Consider the following 16,889-nt stretch of genomic DNA (forward strand, 5'->3'; position numbering starts at 1 on the left):
ATGAAGCCTCCCGCACCCGTCTTGTCCGTTCTACTTAACAGACTATGACGCGATCGGGACAGGCATGACTACACCTTGGGGAGATGAGGCTGCCGAATTATGACTCTATTCTTGTCCATTCTTGTATTCGCTATCGTTATCGTACTTGTAGTCGCCAGGCCAAAAGGGCTGAACGAAGCGGCGTTCGCACTTCCGGGAGCCGCAATCCTATTGCTGGCGGGAGCTATCGGATGGAACGACGTCTCGTCCATTTGGGCAATGGTCTGGAATGCGACGTTATCCCTCATCGGTATTATGGTGTTAACCGCGTTAATGGATCAGATCGGTTTTTTTCGCTGGGCGGCGCTCCATATCGTGAGGAAGTTCCACCGCAGGCGACTGCTGCTCTTAGGCGGATTAGCGGCGATGTCCGGCCTTATTGCGACTTTTTTTAATAATGACGGCGCTATTCTTATTATGATCCCGATCGTACTGGAAGCGACAGCTCTGCTCGGAATGGGGACCAAAGCGCGGATCGCGTTCCTGTTCACGGTCGGGCTCATGGCCGATACGGCTAGCGCGACGCTTGTCGTCAGCAATCTGACGAATATTCTGACTGCGGACTATTTCTCGATCTCATTCGGGAATATGCCCGGCGTATGGCGTTCCCCGGTTTGACGGCGGCCGCAGCGACCGTGATTGTCTGTGCGGCCGCGTTCGCCAAAACCGTAAAGAACGACGAAGCGAGCCAAGCGAACGAGAACGATAGTGCGGCTGAGTTTCCGGAGCCGGGCTCCCGAATTAGCCACGTAATGTTATTTCGCTTGTCTTGGATTATTTTAGCGCTCATTTTGCTAGGCTATGCCTTCTCGGAGACGTTAGGAATCCCGGTGTCGGTCATCGCTTGCGCAGGCGCAGCGGTGCTGTGGATCGCAGCAGCATTCTTCAAAGCTGCGAATTCTCGGGAATTGCTGCTGCGAACTCCATGGCTCATAGTCGCATTCGCTCTGGCGATGAATTTGATTGTCTATAGCCTCTATGTCCACGGAGCGACGGATTGGTTTGGCGAGCTGCTGGAGCCTGTCGCGCACGCGGGCACGGCGGCATCGGTGTTCGGCTCGGGGCTGCTGTTCTCGCTGTTGGCTGCATGCATGAACAATTTGCCGGCTGTTCTCGTTGCATCTCTGTCCATTGAGCATGTGCAAGGATCGGATATGTTGCCGTTCGCCAGCTTATTGGGCATGTCCGTCGGGGCGAAGCTGACTCCCATCGGCTCGCTTGCCACGCTGCTATGGCTTGGGCTGCTGAGAAGTGGAGGCATCCGAATGACGTGGGGCCATTATTTGCGGCTGGGTCTGCCGTTGACGGCCGCGGTGCTGCTTCTATCGTTGGCGGCACTCTGGCTGCAAACCGTCCTGTTCCAATAAAGCGACAAAGCCCATCTCTGCCGTTGAGCAGACTGAGATGGGCATTGCACATACGCGGTCATGCATCGGCTATAAGTTTAATAGATATAACCGTACGGGAATCGGGATCCAAATCAAGCTTCAGAGAGCCTCCCGCGATTTCGGCCGTCAATACGTTGGAGCGTTGCGGTACGTCGAGCCCAAGCGCATGAGCGGCTTTTTTCGCCGTCGTTCCCAGCTGCAGTCCCTGAATGCCGGTCGCGATCTCGGAAGAAGTCACTTCCACGTAGACAATACGGTGATCGTGGCCAAAACCGACCGTGATTCCATCGTACTCCCACATCTCGGTAGACGTCTTGTCGCCCGGCAAAGTGAACGATTCGGCAGGCAAGCCCAGCTTCTTTGTCACGGAAGCTTCCGTCTCGCTGAGCCGGATGGCAGCCAGCTCCGGGTCGGAGGATGAAAAGGAGCGGCCTTCCTCTTCGGCGGGCTTCTTCAAGTCGGGCGAAGCGTTCGCCGCGCCGACTCCGGCCGAGCTCGGGCTTGGCTCTGCGATCGTTTCGCCGGTTGGAGACGAAGCGGGCGACTCGGATGGCTCATCTTCAATCAAGGTTATCGTAGACGGAGAAGACACAGGCTCATCCGTCGCAGCTTGAGCGGATGAGGGAACGGTAGTGTCCTCCGATGGTGGTGTTGTCCTCGATTCGGGCTTCTGGCTGCAAGAGGCAAGCATGAGGCCGAGCAAAACGGCGCATCCCGCAATTCGAAGCGTATTCAAGTAATGCGGCATCGCATCGTCGTCCCCTTTCATTGGAATATCAGAAAACATAAGTGTTCAAACTCCTTATGCTCATCTGATACCGGAGCAAAGCTTCTTCGACTTCCAGAGGACGTCAAAGGCGTTTTTGCTTGCATATACTAGTAGGACAAGCCAAAAAGGGCAAAAGTTGCGCGGTTTCTTGGAAATGTTGGAAAATAGGTACTTTTGTCGCATTATGCGGTCGGGAATAGGGACATTTGTTCCATAAGAATGACATGCGTTAGAACCTATAAACGGCGTATCCTCATCTTGCGCGTGGTGTGCGGATATGGTACGTTAAACGGAAAAGACGAAGCAACAGTGGAGGGAAGCATGGATATCCTTAAGGAAAGGATTTTGAAGGAAGCCAGCGTCATCAACAACGACGTGCTGAAGCTGGATTCGCTTCTCAATCACGGCGTCGATCCGAAGCTGACGATGGAAATGGGCAAGGAATTTGCCAGAAGGTTCGCGGATTCCAAAGCGACCAAGGTTATTACGGTGGAGTCGTCGGGCATACCCGTGGCGTTCGCGACGGCACTGGAGCTCGGAGTGCCTCTTGTATTCGCAAGACGCAAAAAAACGCTGCTGGGAGAGCCGGATGCCTATTGCGAGCGGGTGCCTTCTTTTACAAAAGGGATCGTGACGGATTTGCTCGTCTCCCGGCACTTGCTGAGCAGCGACGACACCTTGCTGTTCATCGATGACATTATCGCCAACGGGGACGCGGCGCGCGGACTTATTAAGATCATCGAGCAATCGGGCGCGCAATTGGCCGGTATCGGCATCGTGCTTGAGAAGTCGTTCCAAGCCGGAGGCCGGGCGCTGAGAGAGCTTGGGCTTCACGTGGAGACGCTCGTACGCATTCGATCGCTGGAAGGCAACGTTATTACTTTCGAGGATTGACCGCAAGCGGGAACGATTTCCTGAGAGAAAAGGGGGCATACGCCCTTTCCTTGGGAGCTATCATTCACGTATAATAGGTGTTAACTTGCAGAGGGGAGGCGAGCAGCTATGGGGAACATTCAAATTTCCGATGATTTTTTCGCAAAAAAGCTGGAAGAAGCCAAAGTTCATTTTGAACGCGCGCTCGACTGCAAACACACGGAGTTCGACGATTTGTACCCTTATATGATCGAGCATCCGCAATTTTTCTGGTACAAAAGGTACGTCGCGTGGTCCGAGCTGCTCACAACCGTCAAGCTGAGCGAGGAGCTGGGCATCGACTGGACGTCGAGCTTCACGGAGCGGCAAGCGGAATACGTCCGCAAACGGGTGATGTCTAGCACGGTGCTGGATTTCTGGTACGAGACCAACGATACGAGAGAGCACGTCGGCTGACGCATGCAGGCGAGCTGCGATAGGGGACCCGCTGAAGACGATCGAGTCGGAGCGGGTCTTTCGATTTATTTTCAAGGAGGGCGAGACCCGTGATTAGTGAGGAAATGCTGGACAAGTATCGGGTGGAGGGAACGAAGGTAAGAGTCATTAGAGACGCGCTCGTCCAGAATGACGTCGTCGGCATCGTCGTCGCGTGGGACGACGAGTTTTTCCTCGTTCGCCGTCCGAACCGCCGTGTCGTGAAGCTGGGACGCGGGTATAAGCTGCAGCCGGCCGACGAGCCAAGACCGGAGTCTGAGGCGATATTGCCTGAAAATTAGAACTTTGAGCATAAGCTTGACTTCGATTTGGTGCGCATGCTATTATAAGTTTCGTGATTGCGACAGGGAATGCGAAACGACGCGGCAACGCGCCGAAACACAAACCGGAATCGCGCACATTATGCGGTCGTGGCGGAATTGGCAGACGCGCTAGATTCAGGTTCTAGTGGTGTAACAGCCGTGGAGGTTCGAGTCCTCTCGACCGCACCACCTCATCAACAATAAGTTTCTGATCTGCTTTTTTGCAGGTTAGAAGCTTTTTTTATTTATTTAAATGTTTAGGTCGTTGATCATTTTCTATGCGGAAAAATGTTGGGGTACATTCCAAGTGGGCTGTCCCCGCCAATCGCCGAAAGTAGGGTACCTCGTCCCACTGTTGAGCGCCTGCCCCCGCCAATCACCGAAAGTATGGTGCCTCATCCTACTGTTGAGCATCTGCCCCCGCCAATCGCCGAAAGTATGGTACCTCGTCCCACTGTTGAGCGCCTGCCCCTGCTAATCGCCGAAAGTATGGTACCTCGTCCCACTGTTGAGCGCCTGCCCCTGCTAATCGCCGAAAGTAGGGTACCTCGTCCCACTGTTGAGCGCCTGCTCCCGCCAATCGCCGAAAGTATGGTACCTCGTCCCACTGTTGAGCGCCTGCTCCCGCCAATCGCCGAAAGTATGGTGCCTCATCCTACTGTTGAGCATCTGCCCCCGCCAATCGCCTAAAGTATGGTACCTCGTCCCACTGTTTGGTTAGCCAACAGTTGGGTTGAGAGGAGCCTAAAGAAGATGAACAGCAAGCAGTCATGAGACAAAAAGAAGCAAAAGGGAAAAATTTACGATATGATAGAATTGATCTTATTTAACTGAAACATGCGAAGGAGACTGCGTCATGTCGGAGGATCGGAACAAAAAATATGTGTTGAAACACAAGCATATTCAAGTGGCCGAGCTTGAGCTTGACGAAGCAACTGGAGTTATCGCTGCTATCGGCCTCGTTTACGATGAACGTCATGTGCCTGTCGGCGTACCTGTTAAAAAAGGACGCATCGATCGTGCCGCGCTGAATGAGTGGTGGCGGGGCCGATCTATCCCGACCAGTCGGGATGGAATCAAAGAAGCCTTGATCGAATTGAATGTGCCGACAACACAAAAGCTGCTGGACAAAAGTCTGGGGCTTAGCCTGTCCGATCAGTATTGGATCAGCCCAGAAGACGTTCATGCAGACTGGATGCAGCTCAATTTCTTCGACAACGCTTTCTCCGAAGATGTGGGAAATATATTGCTCGGAAGAGATTCATCATCCGGCAAGGAACTAAGCCTGATGTCACCGGACAATACATCGGATGGCTGGTTAAAAAAGAAGTGGACGATCATGGACGGGAAACGCTGCCTCGTTAAAAGCGGAAGCGGAACGGTTCAGCAAGAGCCATATAATGAAGTGTTGGCCAGCCGGTTAATGGATCGGCTCGGGATTCCACATGTGACCTATTCGCTGCTAACGCAGGACGAGTATCCGTACAGCGTGTGCGAAAATTTCGTTACACCTCAGACTGAACTGGTGACGGCCTGGTATGTTATGCATACCCGCCAAAAGCCCAATCATGTTTCGGTTTATCAGCATTATCTCGACTGCTGCGAGATGCTCGGTATTTCCGGCATGACCGAAGCATTGAATCGCATGATTGTCGTTGATTTCCTCATTGCCAACGAGGACAGGCATCAGAACAACTTCGGTGTGATTCGAAACGCGGAGACGTTGGAATGGCTCGGAGCTGCTCCCATTTACGACAGCGGGTCCTCGCTTTGGTTTTCCAAGCCGTCGTCCCTGATTTCAGCATCGTCGAAGTTAACTTGCAAGCCATTCAAAAATGACCATATGGAGCAAATCAAACTGGTCACCTCGTTTGATTGGCTAGACTTGTCGGCGCTGCATGACATTGGCGATGAGTTTCAAGCCATTCTGGAGGGGTCGCTGTTCGTTGACGAGACCCGTCGGAAAGCTCTCTGTATAGCTCTGCGCAGTCGGGTGGATATGCTGGCTGAAATTATACGCACTAGATCGCTCCGCGTGTGGGTGGACGATAGAAGCACGGATGTGCGGGAGAACATTGCCTACAGCGGCTCGCAATCCAAAGATGATAGGGAACCGGAACGCTAAGCGGGCCGGTTGAAATATGCTGTAACATGGTGCAAAAGATTGGAGCGCCGTAGTTGCCGGCTACGAACGAAGCCTGATAGGGAGTGAAAAGATGCTCGGCAAAGAAATGGAGACCAGTCTTAGCAAATTTATGACAAAATTACTTCGGCATACTCCAGAGGAGTACGGCCTTATTTTAGACAGCTCGGATGGGTCGTGCTTGATGGATGAGCTGCTTTTCGTTATTCAATCTCAACCTAAATGGGCATGGGTAAAAGAAAATCATATTCGACAGGTTGTTAACCATTGTGAAAAACAGCGTTTCGAGATAGCGGGGCAACAAATTAAGGCAAGGTATGGCCACAGCCACAGTAAGGTTACATATGATCCCGGCATTCCGCCGTTGACTTTATTTCACGGTACCACCCGCAAGGCAGCGCCGATCATCTTAAAAGAAGGAATACATTCGATGAATAGGCAGTATGTACATCTGTCGGAAGGGACGCATTTCGCCTCGTTGGCCGGGAGCAGAAGAGGAGAGCTTGTTATTTTACGTATTGACACCGCTAAGGCGGCTCAATCGGGCGTAACATTTTTTTGTGCGGGCAACGAAGTATGGTTGGCTGAATCGATTCCTTCTTTGTGCTGCTCCATTTATACGGAATAGCAGCCTTTAACTCGATGATAAGATGAGAGACTGTCTGGCAACCGTTCACGTGAAGCAGCCTGTGTACCGGCGGCTTGAAAGCGATCGGCACACGGAGCAAGAGTCTCTCCGTGCAAGCAGCGCTACGCGCGAGAGGCTTTCTGCCGGATCTTCCCTACGAGCAGCAGCAGCAGCGGCAAACCGAACATATTCACGGGCAGCGCGAAGGGAACCCAGTAATTGAACAAATAATTGGCGGTCGCCTGTCCGACGGTCGTCGGGATCAGAGCGAACCGAGAATGATCGGCGCATTGATCCACGCCATATGCCTCCACTTTTTAATGCCCAGAAATTCGGCCGTTCCGTATGCGATCACGAACAAATAAATGGCAAGCTTAATGAATACGCTCGCCACCCAGATGACAATCGTGACCGGGTCGATGTTCTCGATGAATCCAAACAACGAAATTTTTCGTGCCATCTCGAAATACGGATACCACATCTTCGTGGACAGTTCCACACCAATCGTTGCTTGCGTTACCATGACGGAAATCAGGACGAAGAAGGCAGTAACCGCGACGGCCCCGTATACATACGGCGCTCCTTTGCTAGGCTGCCGAAGAAACGAAGCAAGCATCAAATATTCGACCGCATGTCCGAGGTAGGAAGCCGGAGGCAACGCCCCTTTAGCGATGCGGACTGCCCCGTTGTCGACGAATACGGGCAACAGGTGATGCAGGTTCACCTGATAGAGGCTGGCGGCGAATACGAGAACGACCATCAGCACGATGATGGGACCGAGCACCTCGCTGCACCGCGCGATATTGACGATCCCTCCCGTAACGGTCGCATAAGTGATGAGCAGAACCATGATCAGCATCAACGCCAGCTTGGGCGTCGTCGGCAAAATCATGACATGCAGCACATCGTTGAATTGGCGCAGAACGATCGGGGTAATCGTGTACCATTGAACGAAATAGACGACGATAACGACCGTTCCGACCCATTTTCCCAATATTGTCCGGCACAATTGAATCAAATGCTGTCCGGGGTGCAGAAGGGTCACTTTGGTCACTACGGCGGATACGAGCAGAATGGCCAATCCGGCCAACACAATGGACATCCACATGTCTTGCCGAGCGGCCTGCGCGCCTGGCGTCATAGTCATAATAAGCGTCATGCCGAGATCCATCGTTAAGATCATCCAAAATATTTGCCGTCCCGTAACGTTCATCGCCGATCGCCTCCCTCCGCCTTCTAACGCACTTCTTCGCTTTCGAGCGGACCTGGCGCTTCCGTTCTCCCCATCCGTTCGATCCTTATCCGGGCTTTCACGTCGACGCGAGCCTCCGGATAGCGATCATTCCATTGGCTTTTCAACTGCTTCCATACTTGCGGGTGCTGCTGGTGGAAGAGCGTACCGAAACCTAGCGCATCCGCTTTGAATTCGTGCTGCAGCTTGTCAATCATGCGTTCGATTGCGTTCTGGACTTCGTCCGAAAGCTCCGATTCCGCCCGAAGCAAATTGTTGGACTTGCTCAAATCCAGCGTGGAATCATTATTCGTAATTCGGGCGGTCGCATGGTAGAACACTTCAATCTGCGGCATTCCGTTCCGCCAGAAGGTCCGCACCCGCGAACCTCCTTTCAGAATCTCCGCGGACACGGTGCCTTTTGTTTTCGCGTGCTGCGATTCGACTTTAACCGTGACCATTAGGTTATGGGCTCCATCCATAATCATCTTGTAAGCTTTCAATTCGGCTCCCGACAAGTACCCGACCAGCATCGTGTCGCGGTAGATGGCGGCTTGATCGATCTGGAACGTATTCTCGTTCCCCGATCGGATCAGGCTGATTGCCCCTGTGACGGGCATTTTGCCTTCGATCGACAGATCGGCCATAAACTCGTCGATTTTCACGCCAACGGAAAAATCGCCGGACTGGATGTTTTTCATTCCGATGGCGGGAATGAATTCCATATGATACGGGGACGTCAAAACTTCTTTCGCGGTTGTGCCCTGAGTGGTCAGAATATAGCAGTTGTGACGGCTGTCGGGCAAACGGATGAGCACGTCCAGCGTTTGATCTATGCTATTCCTGGCATAGGTTTCACCGACGACGAACACGGCCCGGTGACCGAAAAAGAGTCTGCGCGACAATTGCTGCTGCAGCTTGCCGATAATTTCAAATCCGGCCTCGCCTTTTGCCGAAATCACTTCGACGGGTTTCTTTTCCTTCCCTCCCGATTGCAGGGTGCCCGGAATGCCGGTCGGGATGGCGATCTGAAGCGTGACTTCGATCTGTCCGTCCTCAGCCAGATCGACGCCGCTGGCCATGACGAGCGCAAGCTCGTCCATTTCCTTGCGGTCCCAGCAGCCGGAAAGCAGACATAGACAGACGGTCGATATGGCGATGATGAACGGTTTCCAGCCTGCTCTCATGGATTTTGCGCCTCCGGATCCTGCTGGACGAGCTGCCGCCGCTTTTGCATGATTCCCCATGGAGCCCGGAACAGGACATCCATAATGCCGGCCCGGTTGAACGGAGCGACAGGCCATAGGTAAGGAAAACCGAAGGAATGCAAATTCGCAAGATGGATCAGGAGCGCGATGATGCAGCCGCTTACCCCGTACAGCCCGAATGTGCCCGCACAAATGACCATCGGAAAACGTAAGATGCTGATCGCTTGACTCATGGCCGGCTGGGGGATGAGGAACGAAGCGATTCCCGTCAGCGAAACGACGATAATAATGGGAGCGGATATAATCCCCGCCTGAACGGCGGCTTGTCCGATGACGAGCGCGCCGACAATGCTGATCGTTTGGCCGACCGCGCGGGGCAGACGAACGCCCGCTTCGCGAAGCGCCTCGAACGTCACTTCCATGATCAACGTCTCGACCATCGTCGGGAATGGAACGATCTCTCTTGCAGTCGCCAGGCTCAGCGCCAGGCTGGTCGGTATCACTTCCTGGTGAAAGGTCGTAATCGCGACATAAATGGAGGGTGCGGCAATGGCAAAAAATGCAAACAAATACCGTAGCCACCGCAGCATCGTCGCAAAAATAAAGTTCATGTAGTAATCCTCGGTCGATTGGAAGCCGAACCAGAAGGTGACGGGCATGATCATGACCAGCGGCGTCCCGTTGACAAGAACCGCCACTTTTCCTTCCATCAGAGAACCCGAAGCGGAATCCGGCCTCTCGGTCGTATTGATAATCGGGAACGGAGAGTAGGGATGATCGCTGATCATTTCTTCGATATAGCCCGTTCCGAGCACGCTGGTCATCGGGATTTTGGACAGCCGTTTCTTGACGACCTCCACTACGTCTGAAGGGGCAAGCTTGTCCAAATAGACGACCGCCACTTCGGTACGGGTGACCGTTCCAACGGACATGCGCTCGATTTTGAGCTGCGGAGATTGGATCTGTTGGCGGAGCAAGGTCAGATTAATCTCGATTTTCTCGATGAACCCGACACGGGGCCCGCGTATGACCGCCTCCGTTTTCGGTTCTTCCAAAGCGCGGTGAAGCTGGTTCGGGATCATAACGGTCAAGGCTAGAGAATAGGACTCGAAAAACAGGGCAACGCCGCCGCCTACGATGCTCCTTGCGATCTCACTTATCGTTTCGGCAGTTTGCGGCTGATAGGTTGAATCCATGCGGTCTCGCAGCCATTCCAACAGCTTGGAACGGTCCTCCAGCCGGTCCGTATCCAAATTCATCAGAGGCTGAAGCAGCCCGCTGCTCCATTTGTCATCATCGATGAGCACGCTCAAGTAAACGGCCATGCAAGACACGGAGCCGGGGAGTTGAAGCCTGCGCACGATCAGATCGGAGCATCTGTCGAAGACGCTCCGAATGACCGCTTCATTGTCGTCAAGCGTCTCGGACAATGTCTGCACAGGCGCATTCGAATGTGCATCCGGCTGAGAATCGGTGAAGGGAGGAAGGCTCGTTTTTTTTCGCATGGAATCTCCGATAGCAGAAAAGTTTTACGAATACGATTCCCTTCTTTTACCAAGCTTATGCGCGAGGAAAGCCAGCCAAGCCAGCCTATTGGGCTGGCCTTCGCAAGGCGGCTAACGTTCCGTTCAGACGAGCATACTGGATGGAATAGGAAAAGAAGGAGAGGGGATCGAGTGTGAAAATGGTTTTGAAGGCGATTGTGCTGCTGCTTATTGTCGCGTTGTCGGGGGCGGTGCTCTATTGGTCCGTTTCGACGCCGGCAGGTTAGGAAAAATAGAGACAGACGAGCTTCTCGGACGTACGGGTCGCGAGCGCCTGGGTCGTCAAAGTCGGATTCGGGCCGCCGATTCCGTTGACGTGGACGCTGTTGTCTGCAATAAACAATCGCTTGACTTGATAAGCCTCGCAGTTCGTGTCCACCACATAGCCCATCCGCATCGTGCTTTCAAGGTGAAGCATAAAGCTGAAGGGCGTATCCGAACGAATGATCGTTTTGGCGCCGGCCGCCTTTAATGAATGGCAGGCATGCCGGGCCAGCCTGTCTCGTCGTTGCAGCGTTTTCGGACTGGGGGTGTAATAGACAACGGGAACCGGACCATTCTCGTCCTTAAGAATCGGATCGACCTCAACCCGGTTGCTGTACAACGTTTCATCATCCGTCAGGAGAAGATAGGTCATCGTTCGGGCATAATTCCGCATCAGCTCCTTCAGCGCCGAACCGACTACCCGGCCTCGAATATTCCATGGTTCTCCCGGTGCCGAAGGGTTCAATGCGCTATATCCCGCTTCGCTGAAGCCGTAAGTCAAGAACGACATGATTCCCGGACTGAGGCAGGAAACCTGAAAGATTCCGGTACCCGGAATGTCGACCCTTGCGCCCGAAGTATGACCGACGTAAGGATAGACAGCGGGTTCGCCCATAATTCGCATGAGATCCTGTTCGTCGAACACGCCGCCTACCCAGTCGAAGCAGTGATTCGTAAGCCCTCTCCCGACCCAGGAATTGAAGGGCAGACCGGAGTTGAGCCAAAGACGCGGAGTCTCGATGCAGCCGCCGCACAGGACGACCGATCTGGCTGTCAGCTCGTGAATCTCTCCGGTCCATGTATCCCGAAATTTGACGCCGGAGGCGCGCAGTCCTTCTTTAGGATCTTGCTCGGTCAATATCTGGATGGCGAAGGAATTGGGCCGGATCGCCACATTGCCGGTTTTGAGCGCGAGAGGGATATAGCTGACCAGCGTGCTTCGCTTGGCGATTTTGTCCATAGACGGTCCGGCCGTGCATCCGTTAACGCAATGCCCCTGCAAGGTGCAGCCTTCCATATTCCACAGTTGATCCATAGAGTAGCGGGTGTCCATCAAGTGCGGGTTTACCGGGAGGATCGCATTCGGATTCGGCCGATAACCCGGCGTTGTCACATTCAGCGTCGGAATAAGCGTCCAGCCGGCCTTTTTGACGCCGTAATAGAACAATTCCTCTTTGGGAGTCGTCGGCGAAAATTGTACGGGCAGAGTCGCTTCCACTTTCTCGTAATACGGTATCAGCTCGTTGTAACTGATCGGCCAGATGCCGTCGATCGCGGCGGGAAAAGCCCGCGGCGATTGCGACCAGTAATGCTGCGTCGTTCCTCCGACTCCCGCCGCCTGCCAAATATCGCCCTTTTGCCGCATGACCCGGTGCCATGGCGTACGTCGGCGGTCCGCGGGTCCGAAACGAAATGTGCCCGATACGACATCGTTCATGTTGTTCTCGTACATGTTGTAGATCCGTTTGTATATGCCCACATCCAGATCGTCGTAGCGGGAGCTCCACTCCCCGCCACGTTCGCTGTTCGGATGCTGCCATTGCTTGTTCCCGTAGAACGGGCCGGCTTCCAGCACCAGCACTTTCAGTCCCGATTCTCCGAGCTCCTTGGCTGCAACGGCGCCTCCGCCGCCGGAGCCGATTACGATTACATCGGCATCATACAATGAACGATTCGCCTCCTTCTCGCACAATCGTCAGCACATTTCCGCGAAACGCGCGATACCCTTTGGACACCCCCGGATAACCGGCTTGCTTCCAGCCGATCGGAAAGTACTCAAGCTTCCGCTCGGTTGGCGTTGCGAGCCGGGTAGTTCCGTATGCGGGCCATTCCGAGTAATTGCCGAACATCGTTTGCCGATTGAGGAAGTCCACGACGAATTTGACCAGTCCGCCGTCGTTGCGGTAAGGGGGCGGTAAAGTCCCGAGATCGACATGGAGGTTTTCAAGAAGAGCCAATGTGCGGATTCTGTCCTCGGGCGAGAGGGAGGCGAACGGTACGGAGTTTGGTCCGGCGTATTTCGCCTGTCCGGAGGCAACGAGCTGAATCGCTCCGGCGTTCATCAATCCGGCAGTCGGAGCTGCCAGCGGTATGACTTCCGGATAATAGCCGAGAACGAGCGTCAAGCTATTGTTCATCTCCCAGATCATATACTCGTGAACGGTTAACTGGACGGCGCCGATTGTCTGATCGGCTCCGAACACGGCCAATGCGGGCGTAGCCGGTACGATTGCGTCGACAAGCGCGCGAAACGTAACGTATGTGTACGAATCTACGGTTGTCGGATACATCGGAGATCGCCTCCTCGTGCGAAACCTTATCATTGGAGCTTATTGGGGAGAAGCTGTCCATTATGCGAGCTTTCGGTGCGGTGCGGATTGGAGTCGATAATGGCGGGGGCGTTCTAATTATCGAAAAAATAATTTCAGCACCTGTAAAAAACCGCGAAGACGTTGATGCTACGCGGTTTTTGAATTTTTCTAGCTCCGATCTTTCATTATTCTTTTATTCACTATCGTTAATATTGAAAGGATAAGCTACGTCAGCCAAAGGAGTTGGACGATTATGCCGCAAGCCGTCAAAGTTCGCAAAGCGGATGAGGAATCGACTCGCAGCCGTTCACATTCGCGGGAAGAATCCGAGCAGGAAGAGCAATCGGAGGAAGCCGAACAAAGCCCCGACAAAGCTGCCACTATGGAGAGATTGAAAGCCGAAGGGGCGGTTCGCGTTTTTCCGGGCATGGATGCGGGTCCGAAGCCGGAAGCGCCGGAAGCGACCGAAGCTCCTACCGCGCCTCAGGCAGCAACCGCGCCTTCCGCCGAAGTCGAAGCGTCCGAAGGCGAGTCCGAAGGGGTCGGAACAGGGATAAGCCAAGATTTTCACGATCGCGTTAAACGGGAGACGGATGCGGCTAACAACCCCAAATGGTACAATCTCCCCCAACATATAAGCAATGCCCGCCACGGCGAGTGGGATTTGTCCAAAAGCCGCGAGCGAAGCGGCAACCGCAAGCAGGACGTGAATCTTGAAGAGGATGTGCGGACGAACCAGATCGAAAAGCGGATTTTGCCGGGCAAGTTCGATATTAAGCAAAAGGCGAAGAACGCCGTAAACGACGTCATTCAAAACCCGGGACAGACGGCTGCAGGCATGATTCCGCTCGTCGGCAAAGGCATTCAGCAGAAGATGGCCGAGAAGTATGACGTGAAGGAACGGGATCTTATGAGGGGGATCGCGGCTACGTCGACCGACGAGTCGATCCAATCGAGCGCGGCTTCCCAAGCGAAAGCGCTTGGCACGAAAATTACCACCGGACGGGTCAAGGCGGGGATCGGCACCGTGACGGGGATTGCCGGCAATATCATTCCGGGTGCCGGCCAAGTCGCGGGTGCGGTTGGAACGGCCGCAGGCATGATCGGCGATATTGCTACTTCCGGCGCACAAACACAGGTCAAGAAGGCTCGAGCGCGCGAAGAAGCCCGCAGGGCGATGGGCAAAAAGGAGTTCGCGGGCTACGAGAACATCGATGAATTCATCGGACTGGAGCAACAACGACATGCTCTAGTCGACGCAGGCAAAGGGAAGGCAGGCGCAGCGGCTCCGGCTATAGACGGTCAGGATCAGGTCAAGCGACTGACAGCTCATGCGCGGGGAGAAACGGAGCATCACAAACACTACAAGAGGCGTGCGAAAGAAGTGGAACAGGAGAGGGCTGCAGCGGCCAAGCCCAAAGAAGAAGGAACAGGGCTTATGTCCAGAATGAAAAAGTTTTTCGGCCGTTCCTAGACGCTTCATTCGTATATGGGCCGATAGAGGGAGGGGAGAGGTATGGAACAAGTCATACCGAAGCGGAACCTGGCGTCGGCGAACGCCGAAGCTCCTTATGCCGACGGGATCGAATACGTGCAGGGCTGGCTTCAGTGGCTGGATGCCGGCATCGAATGGCGGATGAGCCCGGACGGCGACGCTAGGGCCCGGCTGGCCGAACGGCTGGAAAGCGCGTTTCGGAGGTCGGAGCTGCGAACGCGCTTAAGCGAAGAGGCGAACGTGTTTTTGCCGCTTCCTTATTTGGCGCGCATATTCGGACTGACGAAGCTGGAAGAAAGAATGATCTTCATCTGTCTTGCCATCGAAATCGACCGTAAATACGAAGGAGCTTTCGAACTGCTGCAAGAGGAGCGGGGAGCGGCCTACCCTCGCCGGGATTTGGTCGCTTCTCTGGCAGGAAGGGACGAGGAGGAGCGCTTTCAGGCGGTTCGAGCGCTGAGAGACGACGGCTTGCTTCGCCGTTTTTTTCTGCGCGAGCCTGCAGGCGTTCGCAAATACGAAACGACGATTAACCGGTATTGCCGCCTGGATGAAAGAATCGTCCGATTCATTCTGGATTCCGCCAGCTTGCCCCCTTCGATGGAACGATATATGAGCCTGCTTTCTCCTGGCGACCAGCCTCCGGCCCTTCTTGGCCATGAAGATATTCAGGCTAAGCTGCGCAAGTGGATCACACGGCGCGCTTCCGGTTCGGAGGTTTCGAATTCGGCCTTGATTATTTCGTTGTGGGGAACGGAAGGAGCAGGCAAAAAAACGCAGCTCGCTCATCTGGGGCATTACTTCAACGAGCCGATGTTGTTCGTGGATATGACGAAGGTTCCGGAGGAAGAGCGTGAAGGGCCGGATGCGCTCGACAACGTATTTCGCGAAGCGGCCATTCAACAAGCGCTGCCGGTTCTTTGCGGATTTCTTCTGCAGGAAGACTCGGAGGCGATGCGGAATCGGAAGCGGGAGCTGCTTGATCGGCTAAAGACGATGTCCGGCATTGTTTTTGTTCTCTCGGAACAGCCTTGCCAACCGATCGACCTGCGCAGCCGAATCGATCTGGAGCTGGAAATTCCTCCGCTGGAGGGCGAGAAACGGTCGGATGCCTGGAGGACGCTTGCCGCAGCTTACGAAGTCGACGAATCGGTGGACTGGGGTATTTTGGCTTCCCGCTTTGTTTTTAGCCCGGGGCAAATGTCGAATGCGATGCGGACGGCCCGCACGTTATCCGAATGGAGGCAGGAGGAAGGCAAGTCCGGCCCGATTCGTTGGAGCGATATGGTTGAAGCGTGTTATAAGCAGTTGAACCACCATCTAGACGCCAAGGCGAAGAGGCTGACGCCCAAAAAACGGTGGGAAGACCTCGTCCTCCCCGAAGCCCAAACGAAGAAGCTCCGACACGCCTGCAATCATATTCAGTACAAGCATACCGTATATGGGTTGTGGGGGTTCGACAAGAAGCTTTCTTACGGCACCGGCGTCAGTCTGCTGTTCTCCGGCCCTCCCGGCACGGGCAAGACGATGGCGGCCGAAGTTGTCGCAAAAGAGCTGGACATGGAAATCTATAAAATTGATCTGTCGCAGATTATAAGCAAATATATCGGCGAAACCGAGAAAAATTTGCGCGAAATATTCGACGAAGCGGAAAAGAGCTGCGCCATTCTGTTCTTCGACGAAGCCGACGCTTTGTTCGGCAAACGTTCGGAGGTCAAAGATTCGCACGACAAGAACGCCAATACGGAAGTCGCCTTTTTGCTGCAGAAGATTGAGGAGTACGGGGAATATCGATTATGGCGACGAACTATTTGCAAAACATAGACGAAGCCTTTTTGCGGAGAATCAACTATGTGATCCGCTTCTCCATACCCGACGAAGAGCAGCGAAAAGCGATCTGGCAAGGGATTTTCCCGGCGGAGACGCCGCTTGACCGGGAGCTCGACTACGATTTTCTCGCCCGCAAGCTGCCCGTGGCCGGAGGCAATATAAAAAATATGGCGATAACCGCCGCTTTCCTGGCAAGCGACAGCTCGGAAGCCGTCGGGATGAAGCATATTTTGAAGGCTTATCAATATGAATTGGACAAGACGAATCGCGCGATGACCAAAGACGAGCTGGCTGAGTACGCTTTTTACTTCGATGAAATTCATCTTTTGTAGCCGATTATTTTGTTATTTGGACCGCTAATGGCTCCA

General features: G+C 54.0%; 15 protein-coding genes, 1 tRNA gene and 1 pseudogene. 10 read left to right on the forward strand and 7 right to left on the reverse strand.

What is annotated here, in order from left to right; genetic code table 11:
* Window positions 1-99 precede the first annotated feature (99 nt).
* Window positions 100-1,406, forward strand: a pseudogene (locus tag D3H35_RS33065) (ArsB/NhaD family transporter).
* Between the two features lie 58 nt (window positions 1,407-1,464).
* Here D3H35_RS33065 and D3H35_RS27200 read toward each other — a convergent pair.
* Entirely contained in the window at window positions 1,465-2,214 is a 750-nt protein-coding gene (locus D3H35_RS27200; protein WP_119152263.1) for a hypothetical protein, read from the reverse strand.
* A 303-nt stretch (window positions 2,215-2,517) separates the two neighbouring features.
* Here D3H35_RS27200 and D3H35_RS27205 point away from each other — a divergent pair, with 303 nt between their 5' ends.
* The 6 genes from D3H35_RS27205 (at window position 2,518) to D3H35_RS27230 (ending at window position 6,637) form a co-directional block, all read left to right on the forward strand.
* On the forward strand, window positions 2,518-3,090 hold the full coding sequence (locus D3H35_RS27205; RefSeq protein ID WP_119152264.1) for a xanthine phosphoribosyltransferase: 573 nt from the start codon (window positions 2,518-2,520) through the stop codon (window positions 3,088-3,090).
* A gap of 108 nt (window positions 3,091-3,198) precedes the next feature.
* On the forward strand, window positions 3,199-3,525 hold the full coding sequence (locus D3H35_RS27210) for a hypothetical protein (RefSeq protein WP_119152265.1): 327 nt from the start codon (window positions 3,199-3,201) through the stop codon (window positions 3,523-3,525).
* An 89-nt stretch (window positions 3,526-3,614) separates the two neighbouring features.
* Window positions 3,615-3,845, forward strand: a complete 231-nt coding sequence (locus tag D3H35_RS27215) for a hypothetical protein (protein ID WP_119152266.1) — start codon at window positions 3,615-3,617, stop codon at window positions 3,843-3,845.
* A gap of 123 nt (window positions 3,846-3,968) precedes the next feature.
* Window positions 3,969-4,055: transfer RNA gene (locus D3H35_RS27220), tRNA-Leu, on the forward strand.
* Window positions 4,056-4,722: 667 nt separating this feature from the next.
* Window positions 4,723-5,991, forward strand: coding sequence for a HipA domain-containing protein (locus D3H35_RS27225; protein ID WP_119152267.1), 1,269 nt, complete (start codon window positions 4,723-4,725; stop codon window positions 5,989-5,991).
* Between the two features lie 91 nt (window positions 5,992-6,082).
* Window positions 6,083-6,637 carry an RNA 2'-phosphotransferase gene (locus D3H35_RS27230; RefSeq protein WP_119152268.1) on the forward strand — a complete coding sequence of 185 codons (555 nt, stop codon included), beginning with the start codon at window positions 6,083-6,085 and terminating at the stop codon, window positions 6,635-6,637.
* A gap of 122 nt (window positions 6,638-6,759) precedes the next feature.
* Here the strand turns inward: D3H35_RS27230 and D3H35_RS33070 are convergent, their stop codons facing one another.
* The 6 genes from D3H35_RS33070 to D3H35_RS27255 all read right to left on the reverse strand — a co-directional run bounded on the left by D3H35_RS33070 (window position 6,760) and on the right by D3H35_RS27255 (window position 13,175).
* Window positions 6,760-6,936, reverse strand: a complete 177-nt coding sequence (locus D3H35_RS33070) for a hypothetical protein (protein ID WP_233568188.1) — start codon at window positions 6,934-6,936, stop codon at window positions 6,760-6,762.
* A complete protein-coding gene (locus D3H35_RS27235; RefSeq protein WP_233568189.1) occupies window positions 6,900-7,850 on the reverse strand; it encodes a GerAB/ArcD/ProY family transporter in 951 nt (316 codons plus the stop codon). Before D3H35_RS27235 ends, D3H35_RS33070 begins: the two co-directional genes overlap by 37 nt.
* Window positions 7,851-7,873: 23 nt before the next feature.
* Window positions 7,874-9,055: a Ger(x)C family spore germination protein gene (locus D3H35_RS27240; protein WP_158594305.1), complete on the reverse strand. Its 1,182-nt coding sequence runs from the start codon at window positions 9,053-9,055 to the stop codon at window positions 7,874-7,876.
* A complete protein-coding gene (locus tag D3H35_RS27245; protein WP_119152270.1) occupies window positions 9,052-10,581 on the reverse strand; it encodes a spore germination protein in 1,530 nt (509 codons plus the stop codon). The genes D3H35_RS27240 and D3H35_RS27245 overlap by 4 nt, the downstream gene beginning before the upstream one ends.
* A 262-nt stretch (window positions 10,582-10,843) precedes the next feature.
* Window positions 10,844-12,550: a GMC family oxidoreductase N-terminal domain-containing protein gene (locus D3H35_RS27250; RefSeq protein ID WP_119152271.1), complete on the reverse strand. Its 1,707-nt coding sequence runs from the start codon at window positions 12,548-12,550 to the stop codon at window positions 10,844-10,846.
* Complete coding sequence (locus D3H35_RS27255; protein ID WP_119152272.1) at window positions 12,543-13,175, reverse strand: hypothetical protein; 633 nt, start codon at window positions 13,173-13,175, stop codon at window positions 12,543-12,545. The genes D3H35_RS27250 and D3H35_RS27255 overlap by 8 nt, the downstream gene beginning before the upstream one ends.
* Before the next feature lie 274 nt (window positions 13,176-13,449).
* On the opposite strand from D3H35_RS27255, the gene D3H35_RS27260 reads away from it, so the two are divergent.
* Genes D3H35_RS27260 through D3H35_RS27270 form a run of 3 tightly spaced genes read left to right on the forward strand, consistent with a single transcriptional unit; the run spans window position 13,450 to window position 16,853 of the window.
* Window positions 13,450-14,670 carry a hypothetical protein gene (locus D3H35_RS27260; protein WP_119152273.1) on the forward strand — a complete coding sequence of 407 codons (1,221 nt, stop codon included), beginning with the start codon at window positions 13,450-13,452 and terminating at the stop codon, window positions 14,668-14,670.
* Window positions 14,671-14,712: 42 nt separating this feature from the next.
* A complete protein-coding gene (locus tag D3H35_RS27265) occupies window positions 14,713-16,515 on the forward strand; it encodes an ATP-binding protein (protein WP_199728625.1) in 1,803 nt (600 codons plus the stop codon).
* Complete coding sequence (locus D3H35_RS27270) at window positions 16,488-16,853, forward strand: ATP-binding protein (RefSeq protein ID WP_119152274.1); 366 nt, start codon at window positions 16,488-16,490, stop codon at window positions 16,851-16,853. Before D3H35_RS27265 ends, D3H35_RS27270 begins: the two co-directional genes overlap by 28 nt.
* Window positions 16,854-16,889: the final 36 nt, after the last annotated feature.

Origin of the sequence: Cohnella faecalis, from assembly GCF_003570905.1 — a bacterium.
In the GTDB taxonomy this organism is placed as follows: domain Bacteria; phylum Bacillota; class Bacilli; order Paenibacillales; family Paenibacillaceae; genus Cohnella; species Cohnella faecalis.

Excerpts from the sequence above, each read along its gene's own strand:
- D3H35_RS27200 (WP_119152263.1), bottom strand. The coding sequence starts at position 2,214 with ATGTTTTCTGATATTCCAATGAAAGGGGACGACGATGCGATGCCGCAT.
- D3H35_RS27205 (WP_119152264.1), top strand. The coding sequence starts at position 2,518 with ATGGATATCCTTAAGGAAAGGATTTTGAAGGAAGCCAGCGTCATCAAC.
- D3H35_RS27210 (WP_119152265.1), top strand. The coding sequence starts at position 3,199 with ATGGGGAACATTCAAATTTCCGATGATTTTTTCGCAAAAAAGCTGGAA.
- D3H35_RS27225 (WP_119152267.1), top strand. The coding sequence starts at position 4,723 with ATGTCGGAGGATCGGAACAAAAAATATGTGTTGAAACACAAGCATATT.
- D3H35_RS27230 (WP_119152268.1), top strand. The coding sequence starts at position 6,083 with ATGCTCGGCAAAGAAATGGAGACCAGTCTTAGCAAATTTATGACAAAA.
- D3H35_RS27235 (WP_233568189.1), bottom strand. The coding sequence starts at position 7,850 with ATGAACGTTACGGGACGGCAAATATTTTGGATGATCTTAACGATGGAT.
- D3H35_RS27240 (WP_158594305.1), bottom strand. The coding sequence starts at position 9,055 with ATGAGAGCAGGCTGGAAACCGTTCATCATCGCCATATCGACCGTCTGT.
- D3H35_RS27245 (WP_119152270.1), bottom strand. The coding sequence starts at position 10,581 with ATGCGAAAAAAAACGAGCCTTCCTCCCTTCACCGATTCTCAGCCGGAT.
- D3H35_RS27255 (WP_119152272.1), bottom strand. The coding sequence starts at position 13,175 with ATGTATCCGACAACCGTAGATTCGTACACATACGTTACGTTTCGCGCG.
- D3H35_RS27260 (WP_119152273.1), top strand. The coding sequence starts at position 13,450 with ATGCCGCAAGCCGTCAAAGTTCGCAAAGCGGATGAGGAATCGACTCGC.
- D3H35_RS27265 (WP_199728625.1), top strand. The coding sequence starts at position 14,713 with ATGGAACAAGTCATACCGAAGCGGAACCTGGCGTCGGCGAACGCCGAA.
- D3H35_RS27270 (WP_119152274.1), top strand. The coding sequence starts at position 16,488 with ATGGCGACGAACTATTTGCAAAACATAGACGAAGCCTTTTTGCGGAGA.